The organism is Actinomadura sp. NPDC047616 (genome assembly GCF_040642915.1).
In the GTDB taxonomy this organism is placed as follows: Bacteria; Actinomycetota; Actinomycetes; order Streptosporangiales; family Streptosporangiaceae; genus Spirillospora; species Spirillospora miaoliensis.
Genome location: NZ_JBEYTB010000027.1, coordinates 21,219 through 42,243, shown reverse-complemented (window position 1 = coordinate 42,243; position 21,025 = coordinate 21,219). Strand labels below are relative to the sequence as shown.

The following is a 21,025-nucleotide window of genomic DNA, read 5'->3' as shown; positions in this document are numbered from 1 at the left end:
GACTGGCGGCCGGTGCTCTGGCTGTGGGCGCTCCGACGGCGGCCATGGCGAGCACCGCGACCGCAGCGGCGCCGCAGCACTCCACTGTCAGCGCTCAGTCCGCCAGCCACGCGACCGTTGCCCACTCGGCCAGCCAGACCGGCGGCTGGGGCTGGGGCTGGGGCCCCTGGGGCGGCTGGGGCTGGGGCGGCTGGGGCTGGGGCGGTGGCTGGGGCTGGTGGTAGTCCCGTCACACCCTGGCTAGCCAGCCGATAGCAGCTGAGCAGCCAAGCCGAGGGCCCGGCCGGTGATCACACCGCCCGGGCCCTCGCCATGCCTTCCCTCTCCCCCTGAAAGCGGTACGCCTCTGCCGGGCGTCAAGGCCTCGCTCCTCCACCGCAGGTTCGACACCGCCTCCGCCGCACACAGTCGATGATCCCGGCACAAGACGGCACCCCGCCCTGGGCACGCCCCCACCAGTCCCCTGGCGCAGAGCGCAGCATCCAGTCAGCGCCTGGGCACGCACCAACCCGATCACTTGGCGGGCGGACGGAATGGCGTACGACGGCGGCCTCCCGCCTGGACACACCCGTACCAACCTGCCAGCCCCCACACCGCATCCGAGGGGGCCACTGACGCGCACCAGGGTCAGCGAGCCGATCAATTATGCGGGCGCCTGAATGGCACCCAACTGCAAGCACGGGCCTGACCACGCCTCCGAAGGCGGCCGGCACCATCTCGTGTCCAGCAGGCCCATGGAGCACGCCCGTCCGGGCTACCTGATCATCAATACGCCTGGCGAATCCTGCGCAGGACGCCACGTCCGACGCCCCACCTGCCACCGCCCCCGCATCTGATGGGACCGGAGACATCCACCGCCTCAGCCGGCCGATCATCGTGTCGGGTGCGTGCAATGACACACAATCACAAGCCCGCCCGACCACACCCCAACGAGCCCACCACCCGTCCAGCGGCAGCACACACCCTCACCGGCACCAACCACCCGATCACCACATCGGGCGCCCGACCACACCAGAACCAACCCACCGCCACCCACCCTTAACCAGACGCGCACACGCGCACGGGTCTCAGCCAGGCGATCACCGGGTGACGCGCACGGAATGGCGCACGTCGCAGGCCGGGCTTGCGCTTGCCTGGCCCAAATGCCGGCGTTGACGTCGGGCGGACGGGGGCGTGGTCGCGTACTTTTTACCGCCGAGCCGATCAGCGTGGTGGTGCCGCCGAGTCGTCGCAGGACGGCACATGCCCGTCACAGCCTGCTGGCACCGCCCTCATATCTGGCAGGGCCATGGACGCGCGCCGGTCGACGGCCGACTGATCAATGTGGGTGCTGGAGGCGGCGTGGCACGGCGTTCGAGCTGGGCGCCCTCGTTACCGGCGCGGGGCGGGAGGCTCCGGCGCGGAGGACGAGCGGCGCCCGGGCGCCGCCGCATTCCTTCGCCTGTCGCGGCGGCAATGGCGGGTGGGCGGCGTCATCGAGAGCCAGAAAGGGCCTTATATACAGCCGGAAGCGACCATCTTCGCCGGGGACGAATATCAGCGGCTTTGGTGGGCATGTCTCGCGACGCCCCGTACAAGTCAAGAGGAGCATGAGGTGGCCGCGCCGTCCGAGACAGAGGATCCCCCCAAGGAAGACAGCGGAACGCGATGGTACGTCGTGCTGCTGCACGTCATCGCCGTCGGCGTCGCCCTCGCCGCGCTGGGCGCCTTCTTCTACTTCGCGCTTCGCTTCACGCTCAGCCCGATCGACGACCACGGCCAGGCCGGCGGCAACACCGACCCGGGCCGTTCGTTGCGGTTCTACCTCGACCGGCCCGCCAAGGAGGCGCTGGTGCAGGTCGGCGGGAACCTGATCCTGCTGGCCCCGCTGGGCGTGCTGCTGCCCGTCGTGTCCACCCGGATGCGCGGGCCGGTGCGGCTGGCGCTGGTCGGCGCGGTGGTGTCGCTGATGATCGAGACGGTGCAGGGCACCGTGGTGCTCGGCCGCGCCTTCGACGTCGACGACGTCATCCTCAACACGGTCGGGGTGGTGCTGGCGTACCTGCTGATCGGGCGGAAGACGTCCCGGCTGCTGCGCGGACGGTCCTAGCCCGCCGGAACGTCGTGCTCGCGGGCCGGGCGCCATGGCCGTCGATCGGTCGAGGCGGCCGGCCCGCGCCGCGCGGGGCGCTCATGGAAATGGTTGGCGGGGTGGAACATCGCGGAGTTACGGTCGCTGCGTGGATGATCCGGACGGGTATTTCGGTGAACGGGTCGCGGCGCGGTACGACGAGACGTCGGCGGTGATGTTCGAGCCGCGAATGCTGGATCCGGCGGTGGATTTCCTCGCCGGACTGGCCGGGGACGGCCGCGCGTTGGAACTGGGCGTCGGGACGGGTCGTATGGCGCTGCCGCTGTCGCGGCGGGGCGTCCCGGTTCACGGCGTCGACCTGTCGCGGGCGATGGTGCGGCGGCTGCGCGCCAAGCCCGGCGGCGACGCGGTCGGCGTGACGATCGGCGACTTCGCCACCACGCGGGTCGACGGGACGTTCTCGCTCGCCTACCTGGTCTTCAACACCATCAACAACCTGACGACGCAGGCGGCGCAGGTCGCCTGTTTCCGTAACGTCGCCGCGCATCTGGAGCCGGGCGGTTGTTTCGTCATCGAGGTCGGCGTTCCGGAGCTGCGGAAACTGCCGCCGGAGCAGAACGTCGTGCCGTTCCAGGTGAGCCCGACGGGGTGGGCGTATGACGTCTACGACGTGGCCACGCAGTCGATGAGCTCGAACTATGTCGAGGTCGTCGACGGCCGCTGCGAGTTCACCTCGATTCCGTTCCGGTACGTGTGGCCCGCCGAGCTTGATCTGATGGCCGAGCTGGCGGGCATGCGCCTGCGCGAACGCTGGGAGGACTGGACGCGCGCGCCGTTCACCAGCGAGAGCGGCCGGCACGTCTCCGTCTGGGAGAAGCCCGCCGCCTGACCGGCGGGGGCGACGACGGCGACCTTCGACGTGCCGCTGGCGGGCGACACGACGGCGGCGACGGCGGCGCGGTCCTACCAGGTCGTGGCGTCCGCGCCGGAGAACGCGGTCATCGGCGACGGGTTCGCCCGCCTCGTCGTCACCGACGACGACGGCGTCTGACCGTCCGCCATCGCCGGGGCGGTGCTCCCGCCGCCCGCCCCGGCGTTCCGGCAGCGTCAGGCCTTCGGCTCCTGCTGCCGGGCGGTCTGCCGCCTGGTGGCGAGCAGGCTGGTGACGGTGGTCACGGCCAGCACGACGACGATGAAGCCCAGCGAGACCGCGATGCCGATCTCCGGGACGTGCACGCCGGACTCGTGCAGCGCGTGCAGCACCAGCTTGACCCCGATGAACCCCAGGATGATCGACAGCCCGTAGGTCAGGTGGACCAGCCGCTTGAGCAGCCCGCCGATGAGGAAGTAGAGCTGGCGCAGCCCCATGAGGGCGAACGCGTTGGCGGTGAAGACGATGTACGGGTCCTCGGTCAGGCCGTAGATGGCGGGGATGGAGTCGAGGGCGAACAGCACGTCGGTGGAGCCGATCGCCAGCATCACCACCATCATCGGCGTCATCACGCGCCGGCCGTTCTCCCGCACGAACAGCTTGGTGCCGTGGTAGCGGTCGGCGACGCCGAAGCGGCGCTCGACGGCCTTGAGCAGCTTGTTCTCCTCGTACTCCTCGTCGTGGCCGCCGGAGCGGGCGTCCTGGACCAGCTTCCACGCCGTCCAGATCAGGAACGCCCCGAAGATGTAGAACACCCAGGAGAAGGCCGAGATGGCGGCCGCGCCCGCGGCGATGAAGCCCGCCCGCATCACCAGCGCCATCAGCACGCCGACCATGAGCACCCGCTGCTGGTACGGCGCGGGCACCGCGAACTTCGACATGATCAGCACGAACACGAACAGGTTGTCCACGCTCAGCGACTTCTCGGTGATGAAGCCCGCGAAGAACTCCCCGGCCGGTCCGCCGCCGCCGAAGGCCAGCAGGGCCAGCCCGAAGGCGACGGCCAGCGCCACCCATACCGCCGACCAGATGCCGGCCTCCTTGGTGGACACCTCGTGCGGCTTGCGTCCGATGAGGAAGTCCACGGCGATGAGCACGCACAGGCCCACGACGGTCAGCGCCCACACGCCGAAAGTAACGTCCACTGCTCCTCCTGAGGCCGACGCGACAAAACCCTGCCAGTCACGAGGAGTCGTGACAATGTCCCGCGTTGTCACCGGCCGCCGGAAACTCCGCGGGGCGTCAGGGTGCGGCCGGGAACCAGTTGCCGTGGAAGCCGGACGGGACGCGGACGGGCAGGTGGACGAGCCCGACGGTCTCCAGGGTCTGCGCGTCGACGAGGGCCAGGTCGCTGCGGCCGGTCGCGGTGTCGTGGACGTATCCCATGAGCACGCCTTCGTCCTCGTCCGCGTCGTCCGACGCCGGCACGAAGACGAACTCCCCGGCGGCGCGGCCGGGACCGAACCGGTGCACGGCGGTCGTGCCCGCGACCAGGTCGTGCTTGAACAGCACGTCCGGGTCGAAGTCGAGGAGCCGCTCGCGCCCGGCGCCGGTGTCGGCGCCGACCGAGTAGCCGTAGCGGTGGCGCCGCCCCACCAGGCGTTCGTCCGCGCGCGGGAACTCCTGCGGACGGTCGTCCACGACGTCCTGCGTGACCCTGCCCGAGGCGGGGTCGACGCGCCAGCGTTCGAGGACCGGGACGCCCTCGCCCGGCACCGTCCCGCCGGCGAACATCTTCGGGTGCCGGACGACGTCGACGACGATCACGTCACCGTCCTCGTAGGCGTTGAGCTGGTGGAACACGTAGCACGGCGCGATCTCGAACCAGCGGACGCCGCCGGACCCGCCGTCGCGCGGCAGCACCCCCACGCGGGCCGGGTAGTCCGGGTTCCAGGCGTACGGGACGCCCAGGCCGGAGGAGTAGCGCGACCCCAGCCACGCGGCGCGGGCGATGACCGGCTCGGGGATGGGCGTGCGACCGACCACGCGCGACAGCAGGGAGCGCCCGGGGCGCGCCAGCCAGCGCGGCATGCCGCGGGTCGCCAGGCGCGGGTCGAACGTGACCGGCAGGTCGAACAGGACCACGTGGCGGTCGGTGAGGGCGAAGTCGTGCATCATCGGGCTGCCGCCGACCTCGACGTCCACGATGCGGCGGATCCGCCCGGCCGCGGTGAGCACCGAGTACTGCACCCGGTTGCCCCAGCCGAAGAAGTAGGAGACGGCGTGCAGTTCGCCGGTGTCCGGGTCGCGGTGCGGGTGGGCGGTGTAGCCGCCGGGCAGGGTGCCGTCGAAGTCGCAGGCGCCGACGGTCTCCAGTTCGTCGGTCAGTTCGTAGGGCCGGGTGCCTCCCTCCACCAGCGCGAGGGTCCTGCCGGCGTGGCCGAGGACGTTGGTGTTGACGGCGAAGTCCATGCCCGCGTGGACGCGTCCGGGCCTGGGCCGTTCGCCGAGGGCGCGGGAGACGCCCGCGGTGCGGACCCAGCGGTTGCGGTACCACTCGGCGCGCCCGCCGCGCAGCCGCACGCCGTGCACCATGCCGTCGCCGGCGAACAGATGGTCGGCCTCCGGGTCGAAGCCGCCCATCGGGTTGGGGCCGATGCGCACGTAGCGCCCGTGGAGGTGCTCGGGGACGGTCCCGGTCACCGCCAGGTCGACGGCGGTGTGCTCGGTGCGGACGGGGGCGTAGCCGCGCTCGGTCGCGCTGGGGGTCATCGGGCACCTCCCGATCGTCATAACGGCGTTATGTGAGGTATAACGTCGTTATGACAAAGGTGTCAACCAACGGGGTGCCGGACCGGGACGTCCGGCCGGTCCGGGTGCGGCTGCTGGAGGCGGCGGCGCGGCTGCTGGCCGACGAGGGCCCCCGGGCGCTGACCACGCGCCGGCTCGCCTCGGAGGTGGGCGCGTCGACGATGGTCGTCTACCACCACTTCGGGGGCATGCCGGAACTGGTGCACGCGGTGATCGTCGAGGGGTTCGCGCGGCTGGCCGAGCACATGGCGGCGGTCCCCCGCACCGCCGACCCGGTGGCCGACCTCGGCCGCCTGGCACTGGCGTACCGGGCCAACGCCCGCGCCAACCCGCACCTGTACGCGGTCATGTTCGGCGGCGTGCCGCTGGACGGGCAGGCGCCGCCCGCCGAGGAGCCGGTCGCGGGCCGCGCCGCGTCCGGCGCCGGGACGTTCGGCGTGGAGACGTTCGCCGCGGAGACGTTCGCCGCGGAGACGTTCGGCGTGCTGGTCGAGGCCGCCGCCCGCGCCATGGACGCGGGACGGCTGCGCCGCGACGACCCCGAACACGTCTCGGCCCAGTTGTGGAGCGCGGTGCACGGGTTCGTCATGCTGGAACTCGCCGGTCAGTTCACCGGGGGAGCCGAGACCGTGCTCACCTCGATGCTGGTCAACCTGGGCGTCGGCCTGGGGGACGCCCCCGACGCCGCCGTCCGCTCGCTGCGGGCCGCCCTCGACGCGCCCGCGCCCTGACCCGGCGGGCTCCCCCGACGGCGCGGCGACATGCGGGCGATCTTGCGAAACCCGGGTGCGCAAAACCGTGCGAATGACCGACCATGGAGGTGTGACGGGGATCCACGGAATGGGCGATCAGCCGTTGCTGCGGTTGGGCGCTCAGATGGCCGAGGTCGAGGCGCTGTACGCGTGCGTGCTCAACGCCTCCGACCAGCACACCGAACAGCACGCCCTGCGGGAGCTCGCGGGGGCGGGCGCCCGGCTGGCCGACCTGGCGCACGCTGCGGCGGGCCCGCCCGACGGCGGCCTCGCGGCGGCGACCGGCGCCGTGGCGGCGCGCGGCCCGAAGAGGCCGGTTCGTGTTCGCATCACCTGCTCCGCCCCGGCGCCGCCGCGCCGGAGCAAGCTGGAGCGTCGCATCTCGGGGGCGCGGCGCACCGTCGACTGGATCGTCTCGCGCACCGGCGGCTGACCGTCCGCTCGGCGCGTCCGGCGGCGGCCACCGGTGGGACGGCGGCCGCCGCCGGAAAGCACACCCGCGCATGAATATCGCCGCGCGAGGTATTTCCCACCCGGGAGGTGGTCGGCATGGGCGGCGGTGAGGTCCGCGACGGGGTTTCGCTCACCAATCTCGAGCAACCCCTGTTCGAGGGCGCGGACGCGACCAAGCGGGACCTGGTCGACTATCTGGACGCCATCGGCGAACGGTTCGTCGCGCAACTGGCGGACCGGCCGTTGTCGGTCGTCCGGGTACTGCGCGGCCAAGAACCGTTCATGCAGAAGAACCTGCCGAAATACACCCCGCCGTGGGTGCCGAAAGCACGGTTGTGGGCCGAGTCGTCCAGGCGCGAGGTGACGTACGCGCTGTGCAACGACCGCCGTACGCTGCTGTGGTTCGCCAATCAGCGCGCCGTCGAATACCACCTGCCGCTGGTCCGCGTCGGGCATTGGGACGAGCCCACGCATCTGGTGCTCGACATCGACCCGCCGTCCGGCGGCGGGGAGTCGTTCGGCCTGGCCGTCCGCACCGCTCATCTCGTCCGGCAGGCGCTGGCCGACTCCGGCCTGGCGGGGGCGGTGAAGACGAGCGGTTCCAAGGGCGTGCACGTGTTCGTGCCGGTGGCGCGGGCGACGATGGAGGAGGCCGCGGCCGCGACCCGCGCCCTGGCCGCGCGCGCCGAACGGCTCGACCCCGCGCTCGCCACGACGGCGTTCATCCGCGAGGACCGGGCGGGCAAGGTGTTCGTCGACTCCACCCGCGCCGGCACGGCGACGGTGGTGGCCGCCTACAGCCCGCGGGTCCGTCCGGGCGCGCCGGTGTCGTTCCCCGTGCCCTGGCACGATCTGGACGACGTCGCCCCCGGCGATTTCACCCTGCGCACGGCCGCGCCTCTGGTCGCCGAACGAGATCCGTGGACGGAACTGATGCCCGCGCCGCAATCGCTCGGTGCCGACCTGATCGAGGAGGGCCGCGCCATTCCGGTGGCCCGCGTGCAGGCCATGCACGAAGGAAAACGCCGCGCCCGCGCCCGCCGCGCCGCCGGCCAATAGCGCATTTCCCGCAACGGGCCGGCGGAAAAACCCTTGGCATTTCCGTGACCGGCCGGGTTACCGTCGCGCTCACCGCGTGATTTTCGTGATCGCGGGCCCGTCCGGTCCGCCGGTCACGCCCGTCCGCACGCGGTCGTCGTCAACCGACCGTAAGGAGGACCGGCCCCATGGTCGCCACATTCCTGGACCTGGCCCACGTCCGCAACATCGGAATCATGGCCCACATCGACGCGGGCAAGACCACGACGACCGAGCGGATCCTGTACTACACCGGCGTCTCCTACCGGATCGGCGAGGTCCACGACGGCACCACCGTCATGGACTGGACCCCGCAGGAACGCGACCGCGGCATCACGATCACCTCCGCCGCGACCACCTGCCGCTGGCGGGTCGACGGCACCGACCACGCCGTCACCATCATCGACACCCCCGGGCACGTCGACTTCACCGTCGAGGTGGAGCGCTGCCTGCGGGTGCTGGACGGCGCCGTCGCGGTGTTCGACGGCGTCGCCGGGGTCGAGCCGCAGTCGGAGACGGTGTGGCGCCAGGCGGACCGGTATTCGGTGCCCCGGGTCGCGTTCGTCAACAAGATGGACCGCGCCGGGGCCGACTTCCACCGCTGCGTGCGGATGATCGAGAGCCGTCTGGGCGCGGTGCCGCTGGTGCTGCACCTGCCCGTGGGCGCCGAGGCCGACTTCACGGGCGTGGTCGACCTGGTCGCCATGCGGGCGCTGCTGTGGTCGGACGACGACGGCACGACGTTCGACGTGACCGACGTCCCGGCGCACCTCGCCGGCACCGCCCGCGAATGGCGCGGCAGGCTCGTCGAGACGCTCGCCGAACACGACGAACGGATGCTGGAGCTGGTGCTGGACGGCACCGGGCCGTCCGAGGAGGACCTGCACGCGGCCATCCGCCGGCTCACCGTCGCGACGGACGGCGCGCACACCTTCACACCGGTGCTGTGCGGCTCGGCGTTCAGGAACAAGGGGGTGCAGCCCTTGCTGGACGCGGTCGTGCGCTACCTGCCGTCCCCGCTGGACGCCCCGCCGGTCGAGGGGTTCGCCGACGGAGCGGTGGTGCGGCGCCGTCCGTCCGACGACGAGCCCCTGGCCGCCCTCGCGTTCAAGATCATGTCGGACCCGCATCTGGGCCGGCTCGTCTTCGTCCGCGTCTACTCGGGACGGCTGCGGGCAGGCGCGGCCGTGCTGAACCCGGTCCGGGGGCGGCGCGAGCGCATCGGCAAGATCTACCGCGTGCACGCCAACCGGCGCGAGGAGATCGAGTCGGCGGGCGCCGGCGACATCGTCGCGGTCATGGGCCTCAGGCAGACCACGACGGGCGAGACGCTGTGCGACCCCGCCGCCCCGGTGGTCCTGGAGTCGATGGACTTCCCCGCCCCGGTCATCGAGGTCGCGGTCGAGCCGCGCTCGCGCGCCGACCAGGACCGGCTCGCCGCCGCGATCCAGCGGCTCGCCGAGGAGGACCCGTCCTTCCACGTGCGCGCCGACGCCGAGACCGGGCAGACGGTCCTCGGCGGCATGGGCGAACTGCACCTGGAGGTGCTCGTCGATCGCATGCGGGACGAGTACGGCGTCGTCGCCGACGTGGGCAGGCCGCGCGTGGCGTACCGCGAGACGATCCGCGCGGCCGTGGACGGCGTCGACCACACCCATCGCAAGCAGAAGGGAGGCAAGGGCCAGTTCGCCAGGGTGCGGATCGCGGTGGAGCCGATCGAGGGCGGCGACGCCGCGTACGAGTTCGTCAACCGGGTCACCGGCGGCCGCGTGCCCAAGGAGTTCGTCCCGGCCGTGGACGCGGGCTGCCAGGAGGCGATGCGGTTCGGCGTGCTGGCCGGATACGAGATGACGGGCGTGCGCGTCGTCCTGCTCGACGGCGAGCACCATGAGGTCGACTCCTCCGAGCTCGCCTTCAAGATCGCCGGTTCGCGGGCGTTCACCAAGGCGGTCCGGCGCGCCGACCCCGTCCTGCTCGAACCGGTGATGGCCGTCGAGGTCACCGTGCCCGAGGAGCACGTGGGCGCGGTCATCGGCGACCTCAACGCGCGCCGCGGCCACGTGTCCGGCATGACCGAACGTTCGGGCGCCCGCGTCATCGAGGCCCGCGTCCCGCTGGCCGAGATGTTCGGTTACGTCGGCGCCCTGCGCGGCATGACGTCGGGCCGCGCCGGCTACACCATGCGGTTCGCCGCCTACGCCGAAGCGCCCCGCGCCGTCACCGAGAAGGTCATCTCCGGTACCTGACCGCCTGAGGCCGCGCGGACGTGTCTCCCGGCACGTCCGCGCGGCCGGTCAGGTCGCCGGAAGGGGGGACGCGTCGTCGGCGGCGTCCTGGTAGCCGCTGGCCTGGAGGGTGAACAGGCGGGCGTAGGTGCCGTCCCTGTCGAGCAGCTCTTCGTGGGTGCCCCGCTCGGTGACCGTGCCGTCCTCCAGCACCACGATCGTGGACGCGTCGCGGACGGTGCTGAGCCGGTGCGAGATCAGCAGGCTGGTGCGGCCGGTGCGGTGGTCGCGCAGGCCGCGGTGCACCTCGTGCTCGGCCTCGGCGTCCAGGCCGGAGCTGGGCTCGTCCAGGACCAGCAGGTCGGTGTCGTCGCGCAGCAGGGCGCGGGCGATCGCCACGCGCTGCCACTGGCCGCCCGACAGCAGCACGCCGGTGGCCGGGTCCTCCCACAGCGGCGACTCGAACGTCCGCGACAGCATCGTGTCGTAGCCGCGCGGCAGCGCGGCCAGGGTGTCGTGGCATCCGGCGCGGCGGGCGGCGGCCTCGATGCGTGCGCGGTCGTCCAGCGCGGCCAGGTCGCCGACGCCGATGTTGTCGGCGGCGCTCAGCTCGTAGGCCATGAAGTCCTGGAAGACGGTGCCGATGCGGCGGCGCAGTTCCTCGACGGGCAGGTCGCGCAGGTCCACGCCGTCCCACAGGACGGTGCCGCGGGTGGGGTCGTACAGGCGGCACAGCAGTTTGACCAGGGTGCTCTTGCCGCCGCCGTTGGGGCCGACGAGCGCGGTGGCCTCCCCGGCGGGGATGGTCAGGGTGACGCCGCGCAGCACCCACGGCAGGTCGTCGCCGTAACGGAACCAGACGTCGCGCAGCTCGATGCCCTCGCGCAGCGGGGGGACGCCGCGGGGGCGGGGCGGCGGCGGCAGGTCGGGCCCGGCGTCGACGACGTGCCGGTAGTGGCCGAACAGCAGCATGGCCTCGTGCATGCGGCCCGCGCTGCTGGTCACGATGGTCAGGCCGTCCTGGACGCCCGCGACGGCGGCGACGAACACCGACACGTCGCCGATGGTGAGCCGCCCGGCGCGGGCCGCGTGCACCGCCCACACCAGCCCGCCGGCGGCCACCAGGGCGCACAGCAGCCCGTGCGCGCCCTGGACGAACAGCTCGCGGCGGCCCATGCGGCGCCGGGCGGCGTTGATCCAGCGCAGCTCGGCGAGCATGCGGCCGCCGAACAGGGTGCCGAGCCCGTACAGGCGCACCTCCTTGGCGGCGCCGAGGCTGGTGAGCAGCTGCGAGTAGAACAACTCGCGGCGGGTGGCGTGGCCGAGGTCGGCCAGCATGCGCGCGCGGAAGCGGCTCAGCCGGATCTGCCCGTGCAACGCGACGGCGCCCGTCACCGCGACGAGCACCAGCATCCACGGGCTCAGCACGGCGAGGGTGACGAGGAACCCGGTGACCATCAGCAGGCCCTGGACGCCGTCGAGCCCGCCGTCGACGACCTCGGACGGCCCGGTCGGGCCCGTGTCGGCGGCCAGCGACAACCGGTCATGGAAGCGCGGATCCTCGAAACGGCGCAGGCCGGGCATGGCGGCGACGGCCTTGTAGAGACGGCCGCGCGCCGTCAGGTCGATGGCCCGTCCCAGTTCGCCCTCGACGTACCGCAGCAGCTGGGGCACCAGGGCGGCGGTCACCCCGGCCGCGCCCAGCGCCAGGACCGGGACCAGCAGCGGCGCGCCGGGGACGGCGAGCCGGTCGAGCACCAGCTTGGTCAGCCAGGCGACCAGCACCGGCAGGGCGCTGGCCACGACGGCGAGCGCGACGCGCAGCAGCAGCCGGGCGCGGCCCGACGCCCAGGCCAGCTCCACCGCCGACGCCAGGTGGCGCGGGGCCGCCCGGTCGCGGGTCACGCGGACGCCAGGTCGGGGATGCGTTCGGGGAGCGCGTAGCTGGCGACCATCACGTCGTCGCGCAGCACGCCGTACGCGGGCAGCGCGCCCACCCCGAAGGCGCGCACCAGCGGGCCTCCCTCCTCGCGCTCGGTGAGCACGCGCGCCACCGGCGCGAGCCGCTCGCACAGCTCACCGACCCCGGCGGAGGCGCCCAGCACCACGGCCAGGACCTGGTCGCGGCCGCCGGGCGCCGCCTGCGCGCGGGCGAGGAACTCCGGCACGCTGTCCTCGCACAGCGGGCAGCCGGGCGCCAGGAAACCGACGAGCGTCGTGCCGCTCAGGCCGTCCCGCGTCACCTGCCCGCCGTCGGCGTCGGTCACCTCGAACTCGCCGACGCGGGTGCCGGGCGCGACGTCCAGCGGCGCCGGCTCGGCCGCCGGTCCGCGGGGACGTCCGTCGGCCAGCAGGCGGGTGTGCTCGCCGAGGCGGCGGATGACGGCCAGCAGCAGCACCATGTTGACCAGGCACAGCGCGCCGACGGTCGTCACCGCGGCCGTCGCGTACGACATGCGGCCTCCTCACGGGAACGCGGAACTAGCGGGAAGGGGACCCGGGCCGGACGGGCCGGACGAGGAACACCAGTTCCTCCAGGTCGATCAGCAGCAGCGCGACCGCCGCGCCGGCGATCACGGTGAGGGCGAGGGTCTGCCCCGGCGGCGGCGGCCCGGCCGCGGTCGCGGCCAGGACGGCGCCCGCCGCCGCGACCAGCAGCAGGATCGCGTTGCGCACCACGTGGACGGCGCCGGGCGGACGCCGTCCCACGCCGAAGCAGCGGCACGGCACCTGGACCCGGCCCCGGACCATCCGGGCGACGGCGACGGTGAACACCGCCATCAGCAGCGTCGCCGCCGCCAGCGCCGCGACGGCGAACGCCGGGAACGGCGCGGCCGCCGCCGTCGCCGCCTCGGCGGCCACCGTCACCGCCGCCAGGGGTCCCGCCGCACGCGACGGGACCCCGGCGCCGGTCGACAGCCAGCGGCGGAAGTCCGCGTAGGCGGCCCGGCCGGTGAGCTTGGCGGCCGCCGAGAACGCGAACGTCACCGCGACGACCGCCTGCGCACCTGCCGCCAGGTAGGACGGCACGTCGCTAGTAGCCGATCTGTGTCACCTCTCCCCGCGTGAACGGCCCGCCGCGCATCAGCAGCTCGGCCATGTGGTCGCCGAGGTTGAGGCCCAGGTCGTGCTGCATCCACATGAACTGGCCCGCCGGGTTGACCTCCAGGAAGATGTGCTCCCCGTCGGGCGTGACGATGAAGTCCACGGCGGCGTACACCGCGTGCAGCTCGGTCAGCAGTTCCTGGGTCTTCTTGACGACGTCCTCGGGCAGCGGGCGGTAGTCGCCGTAGGGCAGCGAGCCGACCTCGCCCGAGGCGCCCCGCCAGTCCACCGTCGTCCGGTCGTCGTTCTGCGAGTCGATCACGACCGGGAAGTACTTGTTCCCGATCACGGTCAGCCGCACCTCGTAGGCCTTGTCGACGTACTCCTGGAACATGCACATCGTGTGGCCGACCCGGTCGAGGTGCTCGTGGATCTCGTCGCCGACCACCGCGGTGAGCAGCCCGCCGGGGAACGCGCCCGGATAGTGGATCACCCCGCCGATCTGCGACTTGTAGACGATCGGCCGCTCGGAGCGTTCCACCAGCGCGGCGACCTCCGCCGGGTCGTTGGTCAGCAGGGTGCGCGGCGTGCGCAGCCCCACCCGCCTGGCCAGCTCCAGCTGGTACGGCTTGAGCTCGCCGACCGCGTCGATGTCGGGCCGGTTCACCCACAGGCAGTCGGTGGCGCGCAGGATGCCGCCGACGGCCTGCATCGCCTCCTTGCGGGCGAACAGCTTCTCCGGTTCGCCCATGTCCGGGTCGAACTCGAACGCGGTCGGGCGGCGGTACCACACCGACGCCAGCCGGTCCAGGTCGACCTCGCGGTCGCCGTGCCGCATGACGCGGCGGCGGCCGTCGAAGTCGGAGGTGGTGAACGTCAGCCGGCGCGGGAAGTAGCTGAGGTCGACGCGGACGACCTCGGCTCCCCGGGCCGACAGGGTCTGGATCACCGGGTCGACCGTGGGATCGAACTCCTGGGTCAGAATGAGGACCCGGGGGGCCGTCGACATCATGCGCAGGTGTCGTCCCTGCACTTGTCGCTGCCCATGTAGCAGCTGGTGTTGGTGTTGGTGGCGACGCCGGCGGTGATCGTGCCGGGCGGGAAGACCCAGGTCTGGGTCTCCTCGTCGTAGTGGCCCTCCTCCGGCATGGCCGGGTAGCCGTCCCACTGGGAGTACAGGTAGGCCAGCGGCTGCAGGCTCGGGTCGGCCGGCGGCTGCGGTTCGATGCGGTGCCCGTCGATGAACGACAGAGCCGTCTGCAGCGGCTCTCGGGTGAGGGTGTGGGACATCACTGACTTCCCTTCTCCGCCGGGGTCTCCGGCGGACGTTCCGGGGACGACGGAGGCGACGGCGGGCCGCCGGAGCCCGCGGAGCCTTCGCCGGGCGGCGGCCCGGCGAAGGGCTCGGTGATCCCGGCGATCCCGGTCACCTCTCCGGAGAACCGCCAGACCAGCTCGTCCTCGTCGTAGTGCCCGGCGGTGAACGCCAGGTCGTGCTCCGGCTCGTCCTCGTCGACCTGCTGGTACAGGTAGCCGAGGGGCGCGCCGGGGGCCAGCCGTCGCCCCTCGCGAAGCCGCGCGGGGACACCACGTACGATGAGCGAACCGTCCCGCAGTTCCGGTGGATCGAAGCGCAGGAACGCCGGCGGGTCGGTGGGTCTGGAGGCCGTCGGACCGGCGGATTCGATCACTGCTGCAGCATCGCCGATCGGCGCTTTCGCTCCGCTCTCAGTTCGCTCTCAGCCTCCCGGCGCGCGGAACCCCAGGTCACGCGTGCGAGGGCGGGGCCGCGACGGGTGAGGCGGTGACAGGTGAGGCGGCGCGGTCGGGAGATCGACCGGTCAGGCGGGGATGCCGAGGAGGGCGAGGCGGCCCGTCCGGTCGCCGCCGCGGTCGGCGGCGGCCAGGCCCACCCGCAGGACGCGGCGGCGCTCGTCGTCGCGGCCGAGCCGGGCGAGGAACGGCAGGGCGGCGCCGGCCAGCGCCACCGTCAGGTCGTCGTGGCCGTGCTCCCACGCCTGCCCCAGGGCCGCGCGCACCGCGCCGGACTCGGCGTCGTACCAGGCCTCGGGGCACTCCGGCAGCGGGACGCGGTAGCCGAACGCGCGCGCCGGTCCCGCGTACCGCGACGACGTGCCGAACAACCAGGCTCCGACCTCGTCGAGCAGGTAGAGCCATCCGCCGAGCACCCGCCGCACGGCCGCGTCCCGCGCCGCCCGCGGCTCGGTGGCGCGGGCGCGTTCGGCGGCGTAGAGCCGCAGCAGGTCGCACCGGCCGTAGCGGAGCTGCCCGGCGGCGTCGTCCCCGAGCGGGTCGAGCAGCCCCGCGTCGGCGAGCGCCTCCAGGTGCGCGGTCGCCGTGTCCACCGGGACGTCGAGCAGGGCGGCGGCCGTCCACGCGGCGAAGTCGCGCGTGCGCGGCAGGCCGAGCAGCCGGAACGTGCGGCGCGGCCCCGCGTCCAGGGCGCAGTACGCGGCGTCCAGGCCGGGGCGGACGGCCAGCCCGTGCACCTCCAGCCCGTCCAGCCTGCCGTCCTCGTCGCGCAGGCCGGCGGCCAGCCGTCCGGGGCTCAGCGCGGGCCGGGCCGCCAGGCGCACCCCGGCGACGCGCACGGCCAGCGGGAGACGGTCGCAGAACCGGACGATCCGCGCCGCCGCCGGGTCGTCGGCCATGCCGTCGCGGCCGCTGACCCGGCCGAGCAGCCGGACCGCGTCCGGCCCGTCCAGGCCCTGCAGCCGGATCTGCCGGGCCCCGGCGAGGCCGCCGAGGAACGTGCGGCCGGTGACCAGCACGGCGCAGCCGGACGACCCGGGGATCAGCGGACGCACCTGGGCCTCGTCCACGGCGTCGTCGAGGATCACCTGGAGGCCCCGGTCGGCCGTCAGCGACCGGTAGAGCGCGGCGCGGTCGTCGAGCGCGGCGGGGACGGCGGCGTCGGCGGCCCCGAGGACGCGCAGGAAGCGGCCGAGGACGTCGCGCGGGTCGGCCGGGCGGCCGTCCGGGCCGCGCAGCTCGGCGTACAGCTGCCCGCCCGGGAACAGCGCGGCCGTGCGGTGCGCGACGTGCACGGCGAGCGCGGTCTTGCCGATTCCGGGCAGCCCGCTGATCACGAAGACGAGGGGGCCGTGGCGGTCGGCGGCCGTCAGCATCGGCTCGCTGATCGCGGCGGTCTCCGCCGCGCGGCCGGTGAAGTCCGGCACGTCCGGCGGGAGCTGCCGGGGCACGGGCCGCAGGCGCCCGTCGCCCCGCAGCGCGGCCGCGTGGGCGTTGCGGATCTCCGCGGACGGGGCGATGCCCAGGTCGTCGGCCAGGCGCCGCCGTACCCGCTCGACCTGGCGCAGGGCCTCGGCGGGCCGTCCGGACGTCGCCAGCAACCGGACCAGCGCGGCCTGCAGCGGCTCGTCGTAGGGCGCGGCCGCGGCGACCTCCCGCACCAGCGGCACGGCCTCGGCCTGGCGGCCCAGCCGGCACGCCAGGTCGGCGAGCGCAGCGGCGCAGTCGACCCGCGCCTGCTCGACGGCCCAGACGACGGGGTCGGCGTCGAGCCCTTCGGACCGGCCGCCCAGCACGGGCCCGCGCCACTCGCCGAGCGCGGCCGCCAGCAGCGACAGGCGCCGTCGCGGGTCGGCCGCCGTCTCGCTCTCCCGCGCCCGCAGGGTGAACCGGGTGACGTCGACGGCGTCGTCCGGGGCCGTGAGCCGGTACCCGGACCCGGTGTGCTCCAGGCCGCAGGCCGTCCCCGCGACGTCGCGCAGCCAGCCCCGGAGCCGGTGCGCGGCGCACTGCAGCCCCCGCCGGGTCCCCTTGTCGGCGCCCCACGCCAGCGTCAGCAGCCGCTCCTCGCCGACGACCTCGCCCGGGGTGAGCGCCAGCACGCCGAGCAGCGCGCGCACGCTCGGCCCCGGCAGCGGGACGGGCCGGCCTTCGCTGCGGACGATCAGGTCGCCCAGGATGAGGATGTCCACTACGGCGCGCCTCTCGCCGACCCCGGTCGGGGGTGCCCTGCTGGGACCGTCACCGTCGCCGGTCGGGCGCGCGGTCGTCGATCATGACGAAGGTAGAGTGGTTCGGTCACCCGGGCAAGACTTCTCCGCGAAGAGGGTCCACGGGTGGGGCGGCCCGCGGCTCCTCTCCGGCTCCTCTACGGCTCCTCCGCGGCCAGGCGTCTGATCTCGGCGTCGTACTCCGCCTGCGGGGGCAGTCCCACGGCGGCGCGGCGTTCGTCCAGCCGTTCGGGGTCCTCGACCGGATGTGGACCGTAACCGGTCTCGGTCATCCCGTACTGGGTGCCGTACAGCTGCGGACGGCCCGCGTTGACCCGGACGCGGTCCTCCAGCCGGGCCAGGTCGGCGGGGTCGGCCTCCCCGGACGCGACGGCGGCCCGCAGCGCGTCCAGGAACATCCGCTGCGCCTCGGGCGACCTGTCGGCGTGCTGGGCGATCAGCCACGCGGCCTGCGCGCCGTCCTCCCCCGCCACGGACCGTCCGGGCCAGCCGCGTCCGCGCACGACCCGCCGCAGCCACGCCGCGTTGCGCCGATCGATCCACAGCCAGAGCAGGGCGTAGTGCGGCGGCACCCTCCGCGGCGCGGCCGTGCGAATCCACTGGTCGCGCTTCGCGCGTCGCAGCAGCCGCGCCCGCAGCCTCCCGTCGATCCCCGTCATGCCCACCAGAGTGGCCGTCCCGCGTCCGGTGGGAAAGAGGCGGCCGGGCTCAGCGGGCGAGCAGGTCGCGCAGGGCCTTGGTGACGACGGCGGGCGCCTCCTCGGCCATGAAGTGGCCGCAGGTCACCGTCGTGTGGACCAGGTCCGGCGCCCACGCGCCCCACAGGGCCCGGGCGTCGTAGCCGAGCGCGGCGCCCCAGTCCTGCTGGAGCACGGCGACCGGCATCTCCAGGCGGTTGCCGGCCTCGCGGTCGGCCAGGTCGTGGGCGAGGTCGATGCCGGCGGACGCGCGGTAGTCGGCCACGATCGAGGGGACGGCCGCGCGGCAGGCCCGCAGGTAGGCGGCCCGGACGTCCGCCGGAACGGCCGCCGGGTCGTTCGCCCACAGGTCGAGGAAGTGGCCGAAGAAGTCGTCCGCGCTGGCGGCGATCATGCGTTCGGGCAGTCCGGGCGGCTGCGCCATCAGGTACAGGTGGAAGCCGACGGCGGCGGTGGCGCCGTGCATGACGTGCCACATGTCCGCCGTCGGCAGCACGTCCAGGCAGGCCAGGCGGGTGATCGCCGCGGGGTGGTCGAGGCCGGCGCGGAAGGCGACCAGCGCCCCGCGATCGTGCCCCGCGAGCGCGAACCGCTCGTGCCCCAGCGCCCGCGCCAGCGCCACGACGTCGGCGGCCATCGTGCGTTTGCCGTAGGTGGTGTCGTCGACGGCCTCCGGCTTGTCGCTGTCGCCGTAGCCGCGCAGGTCGGGGCAGATCACGGTGTGGTCGGCCGCCAGGTCGGCGGCCACGTGCCGCCACATCAGGTGCGTCTGGGGGAAGCCGTGCAGCAGCACGATGGGGCTGCCGGAGCCGCCGACGGCCGCGTTGAGGGCGACCCCGTCGGCGACGGGGACGCGCCGGTAGTCGAATCCGGGGATGACAGGCGTCATGACGCCGTCCTTTCTCTTGGCTGATCAGGTGGTTTCAGCCTGCCGGGCGCGAATGAGCATCCGGTCAGCGCGCTACCGTGGCCTGGAGGAAGGAGGCTCGGTGCGGTTCGGGGTGCTGGGCCCGGTGACGGCCTGGGACGCCGCCGGGGACGCGATCGCCCTCAAGGGGCCGCGGCACCGCGCGGTGCTGGCCCGGCTGATCGTCGCCCGCCGCCGCGTCGTCCCCGTCGATCTGCTGGTCGCGGACCTGTGGGACGACCCGCCCGCCGGTGCCGTGAGCGCGGTGCGCACCTTCGTCGCCGCGCTGCGCCGCGCCCTGGAACCCGAGCGTCCGCCCCGTACACCGCCCCACCTGCTGGTGACGGAAGGCCCCGGCTACGCCCTGCGCCCCGCCCCCGACGCGGTGGACGCGTGGCGGTTCGAACAGACCGTGTCCGCGTCCCTGCCGTCCGCCGACGCGCCCGCGCGCCTGACCGAGGCCCTCGGCTGGTGGCGCGGCCCCGCCTACGCCGACTTCGCCGACGAGCCCTGGGCCAGCGCGGAACGCTCCCGTCTCACCGAGCTTCGCCTGCACGCCGTCGAACGTCTCGCCTCGGCCCGCCTGGCCCTCGGCCTGGCCGCCGAGGCGATCCCCGACCTGGACGCCCACGTCGCCGACCACCCCTGGCGCGAGGACGCCTGGCGCCTGCTGGCCCTCGCGCTCTACCGCACCGGCCGCCAGGGCGACGCCCTCGCCGTCCTGCGCCGGGCCCGGACCCATCTCGTCGAGGAACTGGGCGTCGACCCCGGCCCCGCCCTGCGACGCCTCGAGACCGACATCCTGCGCCACGCCCCGCACCTCGCCCCCGACGGCGCGGCCCAGGTGTGGGCGCAGACCGCCGCCGTCTACGACCGCACCGTGACGTCAGGAGCCCGTGCCCGCCTGGAGTCCACCGTCGGCCTGCTCCGCAGCCTCGCCATGACCGGCGGCGCCGGCCTGGAAGCGGCCCGGCGCCAGCGCACGGCCACCGTCGCGGCGGCCGAGGAACTCGGCGACGACGAACTGACCGCCCGCGTGATCGGCGCCTACGACGTCCCGGCCATCTGGACCCGCTCGGACGACCCCGACCAGGCCGCCCGGATCGTGGCGGCGGCCGAACGCGCCCTGACGTCCACGACCCATGAGGCGACCCGGGCCCGACTCCTCGCCACCATCGCCCTGGAGATGCGCGGCACCCGCTCCCCCCGCGGCCCCCGGGCCGCCCGCGAGGCCGAAACGCTCGCCCGCCGCCTGAACGACCCCCGACTGCTGGCCTTCGCGCTCAACGGCGTCTGGATGCAGACCTTCCACCGCGCCGGCCTGGCCCCCGAACGCGACGCGATCGGCGCCGAACTCATCGACCTGTCCGCCCGCCACGACCTGGCGTCGTACGAGATCCTCGGGCACCTCATCCGGTTGCAGGCCCGCAGCGCCCTGGCCGACTTCGCCGGCGCCGACGAGCACGCGGCCGCCGCCGACCGCCTGGCCGCCCACCACGAACGCCCCCTGGTCGGCGTCTTCACCCGGTGGTACGCCGCCCTGCGCCTCTCCACCTCAGGCGCCCCGCCCGCCGAGGTGCGAGCCGCCTACCAGACCGCCGCCACCCTCCTGGACGGCGCGGGCATGCCGGGCCTGGAACACGGCCTGCTCCCGTTGGTTCTGCTATGCCTGGAACTGCCCGTCCCCCACGACCCCGACTGGGGCCCCTACGAACCCTGGGCCCGCCCCCTGGTCCTCCTGGCCGAAGACCGCCGCCCCGAAGCCTCCGCGGCCCTCCGCAACGTCCCGCCGCCACCACGAGACCTCCTCTACGAAGCCCTCTGGTGCCTGACCGCCCGCGCCGCCATCGCCCTGGGCGACCGCGACGTGATGCGACGCGCCCACACCGCGCTGGCCCCCGCCCGCGCCGAACTCGCCGGCGCCGCGAGCGGCCTGTTCTCCATGGGCCCGGTCGCCCGCCACCTCACCGCCCTGACGGCTCACGCCGCATTCTGATCTTGTTGTCGCCGTCACCGTGCCGCCCCACCTCGCGCAGCCCGAGCCGCTGGTACAACGCGTACGCCCGCCGGTTCACCACCAGCACGTCCCGCCGGTGGCGCGGTGAGTCCGC

19 protein-coding genes are annotated in these 21,025 nt (G+C 73.9%); 8 read left to right on the top strand and 11 right to left on the bottom strand.

Going from position 1 to position 21,025, the window contains the following annotated elements; genetic code table 11:
- Positions 1–1,594: 1,594 nt before the first annotated feature.
- The 3 genes from ABZ801_RS39780 (at position 1,595) to ABZ801_RS39770 (ending at position 3,122) form a co-directional block, all read left to right on the top strand.
- Complete coding sequence (locus ABZ801_RS39780; protein WP_344945629.1) at positions 1,595–2,089, top strand: VanZ family protein; 495 nt, start codon at positions 1,595–1,597, stop codon at positions 2,087–2,089.
- Positions 2,090–2,219: 130 nt separating this feature from the next.
- On the top strand, positions 2,220–2,960 hold the full coding sequence (locus tag ABZ801_RS39775; RefSeq protein ID WP_360708682.1) for a class I SAM-dependent methyltransferase: 741 nt from the start codon (positions 2,220–2,222) through the stop codon (positions 2,958–2,960).
- Positions 2,961–2,990: 30 nt separating this feature from the next.
- Positions 2,991–3,122 carry a hypothetical protein gene (locus ABZ801_RS39770; protein WP_360708679.1) on the top strand — a complete coding sequence of 44 codons (132 nt, stop codon included), beginning with the start codon at positions 2,991–2,993 and terminating at the stop codon, positions 3,120–3,122.
- 56 nt (positions 3,123–3,178) lie between these two features.
- Here ABZ801_RS39770 and ABZ801_RS39765 read toward each other — a convergent pair whose 3' ends face one another.
- Positions 3,179–4,147, bottom strand: coding sequence for a TerC family protein (locus tag ABZ801_RS39765; RefSeq protein WP_360708676.1), 969 nt, complete (start codon positions 4,145–4,147; stop codon positions 3,179–3,181).
- Between the two features lie 97 nt (positions 4,148–4,244).
- A complete protein-coding gene (locus ABZ801_RS39760; protein ID WP_360708674.1) occupies positions 4,245–5,714 on the bottom strand; it encodes a carotenoid oxygenase family protein in 1,470 nt (489 codons plus the stop codon).
- A 50-nt stretch (positions 5,715–5,764) separates the two neighbouring features.
- Here ABZ801_RS39760 and ABZ801_RS39755 point away from each other — a divergent pair, with 50 nt between their 5' ends.
- The 4 genes from ABZ801_RS39755 to fusA all read left to right on the top strand — a co-directional run bounded on the left by ABZ801_RS39755 (position 5,765) and on the right by fusA (position 10,281).
- Positions 5,765–6,484 (top strand): WHG domain-containing protein, encoded by a 720-nt coding sequence (locus tag ABZ801_RS39755; RefSeq protein WP_360708671.1) that lies wholly within the window; start codon positions 5,765–5,767, stop codon positions 6,482–6,484.
- Between the two features lie 109 nt (positions 6,485–6,593).
- On the top strand, positions 6,594–6,938 hold the full coding sequence (locus ABZ801_RS39750; protein WP_360708668.1) for a hypothetical protein: 345 nt from the start codon (positions 6,594–6,596) through the stop codon (positions 6,936–6,938).
- Between the two features lie 116 nt (positions 6,939–7,054).
- Positions 7,055–8,017: an ATP-dependent DNA ligase gene (locus ABZ801_RS39745; RefSeq protein ID WP_360708665.1), complete on the top strand. Its 963-nt coding sequence runs from the start codon at positions 7,055–7,057 to the stop codon at positions 8,015–8,017.
- Positions 8,018–8,184: 167 nt separating this feature from the next.
- Positions 8,185–10,281, top strand: coding sequence for an elongation factor G (gene fusA, locus ABZ801_RS39740; protein WP_360708662.1), 2,097 nt, complete (start codon positions 8,185–8,187; stop codon positions 10,279–10,281).
- A gap of 48 nt (positions 10,282–10,329) precedes the next feature.
- Here fusA and ABZ801_RS39735 read toward each other — a convergent pair whose 3' ends face one another.
- The 9 genes from ABZ801_RS39735 to ABZ801_RS39695 all read right to left on the bottom strand — a co-directional run bounded on the left by ABZ801_RS39735 (position 10,330) and on the right by ABZ801_RS39695 (position 18,896).
- Positions 10,330–12,165 (bottom strand): ABC transporter ATP-binding protein, encoded by a 1,836-nt coding sequence (locus ABZ801_RS39735; protein ID WP_360708659.1) that lies wholly within the window; start codon positions 12,163–12,165, stop codon positions 10,330–10,332.
- Positions 12,162–12,716 (bottom strand): hypothetical protein, encoded by a 555-nt coding sequence (locus ABZ801_RS39730; RefSeq protein ID WP_360708656.1) that lies wholly within the window; start codon positions 12,714–12,716, stop codon positions 12,162–12,164. The genes ABZ801_RS39735 and ABZ801_RS39730 overlap by 4 nt, the downstream gene beginning before the upstream one ends.
- A gap of 25 nt (positions 12,717–12,741) precedes the next feature.
- A complete protein-coding gene (locus ABZ801_RS39725; protein WP_360708654.1) occupies positions 12,742–13,290 on the bottom strand; it encodes a MauE/DoxX family redox-associated membrane protein in 549 nt (182 codons plus the stop codon).
- Between the two features lie 4 nt (positions 13,291–13,294).
- Positions 13,295–14,317 carry an MvdC/MvdD family ATP grasp protein gene (locus ABZ801_RS39720; protein WP_360708651.1) on the bottom strand — a complete coding sequence of 341 codons (1,023 nt, stop codon included), beginning with the start codon at positions 14,315–14,317 and terminating at the stop codon, positions 13,295–13,297.
- The gene (locus tag ABZ801_RS39715) at positions 14,314–14,595 is read right to left on the bottom strand and encodes a hypothetical protein (RefSeq protein WP_344945593.1); all 282 of its coding nucleotides are present in this window, start codon (positions 14,593–14,595) and stop codon (positions 14,314–14,316) included. The genes ABZ801_RS39720 and ABZ801_RS39715 overlap by 4 nt, the downstream gene beginning before the upstream one ends.
- Positions 14,595–14,996 (bottom strand): hypothetical protein, encoded by a 402-nt coding sequence (locus ABZ801_RS39710; protein WP_360708648.1) that lies wholly within the window; start codon positions 14,994–14,996, stop codon positions 14,595–14,597. The genes ABZ801_RS39715 and ABZ801_RS39710 overlap by 1 nt, the downstream gene beginning before the upstream one ends.
- A 150-nt stretch (positions 14,997–15,146) precedes the next feature.
- Entirely contained in the window at positions 15,147–17,270 is a 2,124-nt protein-coding gene (locus tag ABZ801_RS39705) for a BTAD domain-containing putative transcriptional regulator (protein ID WP_360708645.1), read from the bottom strand.
- Positions 17,271–17,446: 176 nt separating this feature from the next.
- Entirely contained in the window at positions 17,447–17,968 is a 522-nt protein-coding gene (locus ABZ801_RS39700) for a DUF6624 domain-containing protein (protein WP_360708642.1), read from the bottom strand.
- A gap of 49 nt (positions 17,969–18,017) precedes the next feature.
- A complete protein-coding gene (locus tag ABZ801_RS39695; RefSeq protein WP_360708640.1) occupies positions 18,018–18,896 on the bottom strand; it encodes an alpha/beta hydrolase in 879 nt (292 codons plus the stop codon).
- A gap of 52 nt (positions 18,897–18,948) precedes the next feature.
- Between ABZ801_RS39695 and ABZ801_RS39690 the strand changes: the two genes are divergently transcribed.
- Positions 18,949–20,910, top strand: coding sequence for a BTAD domain-containing putative transcriptional regulator (locus ABZ801_RS39690; protein ID WP_360708637.1), 1,962 nt, complete (start codon positions 18,949–18,951; stop codon positions 20,908–20,910).
- Positions 20,911–21,025 lie beyond the last annotated feature (115 nt).

What these genes read in the sequence shown, in the direction of transcription:
- ABZ801_RS39700 (WP_360708642.1), bottom strand. Translation starts at nt 17,968, where the DNA reads ATGACGGGGATCGACGGGAGGCTGCGGGCGCGGCTGCTGCGACGCGCG.
- ABZ801_RS39690 (WP_360708637.1), top strand. Translation starts at nt 18,949, where the DNA reads ATGAGCATCCGGTCAGCGCGCTACCGTGGCCTGGAGGAAGGAGGCTCG.
- ABZ801_RS39745 (WP_360708665.1), top strand. Translation starts at nt 7,055, where the DNA reads ATGGGCGGCGGTGAGGTCCGCGACGGGGTTTCGCTCACCAATCTCGAG.
- ABZ801_RS39760 (WP_360708674.1), bottom strand. Translation starts at nt 5,714, where the DNA reads ATGACCCCCAGCGCGACCGAGCGCGGCTACGCCCCCGTCCGCACCGAG.
- ABZ801_RS39755 (WP_360708671.1), top strand. Translation starts at nt 5,765, where the DNA reads ATGACAAAGGTGTCAACCAACGGGGTGCCGGACCGGGACGTCCGGCCG.
- ABZ801_RS39695 (WP_360708640.1), bottom strand. Translation starts at nt 18,896, where the DNA reads ATGACGCCTGTCATCCCCGGATTCGACTACCGGCGCGTCCCCGTCGCC.
- ABZ801_RS39715 (WP_344945593.1), bottom strand. Translation starts at nt 14,595, where the DNA reads ATGTCCCACACCCTCACCCGAGAGCCGCTGCAGACGGCTCTGTCGTTC.
- fusA (WP_360708662.1), top strand. Translation starts at nt 8,185, where the DNA reads ATGGTCGCCACATTCCTGGACCTGGCCCACGTCCGCAACATCGGAATC.
- ABZ801_RS39730 (WP_360708656.1), bottom strand. Translation starts at nt 12,716, where the DNA reads ATGTCGTACGCGACGGCCGCGGTGACGACCGTCGGCGCGCTGTGCCTG.
- ABZ801_RS39750 (WP_360708668.1), top strand. Translation starts at nt 6,594, where the DNA reads ATGGGCGATCAGCCGTTGCTGCGGTTGGGCGCTCAGATGGCCGAGGTC.
- ABZ801_RS39720 (WP_360708651.1), bottom strand. Translation starts at nt 14,317, where the DNA reads ATGATGTCGACGGCCCCCCGGGTCCTCATTCTGACCCAGGAGTTCGAT.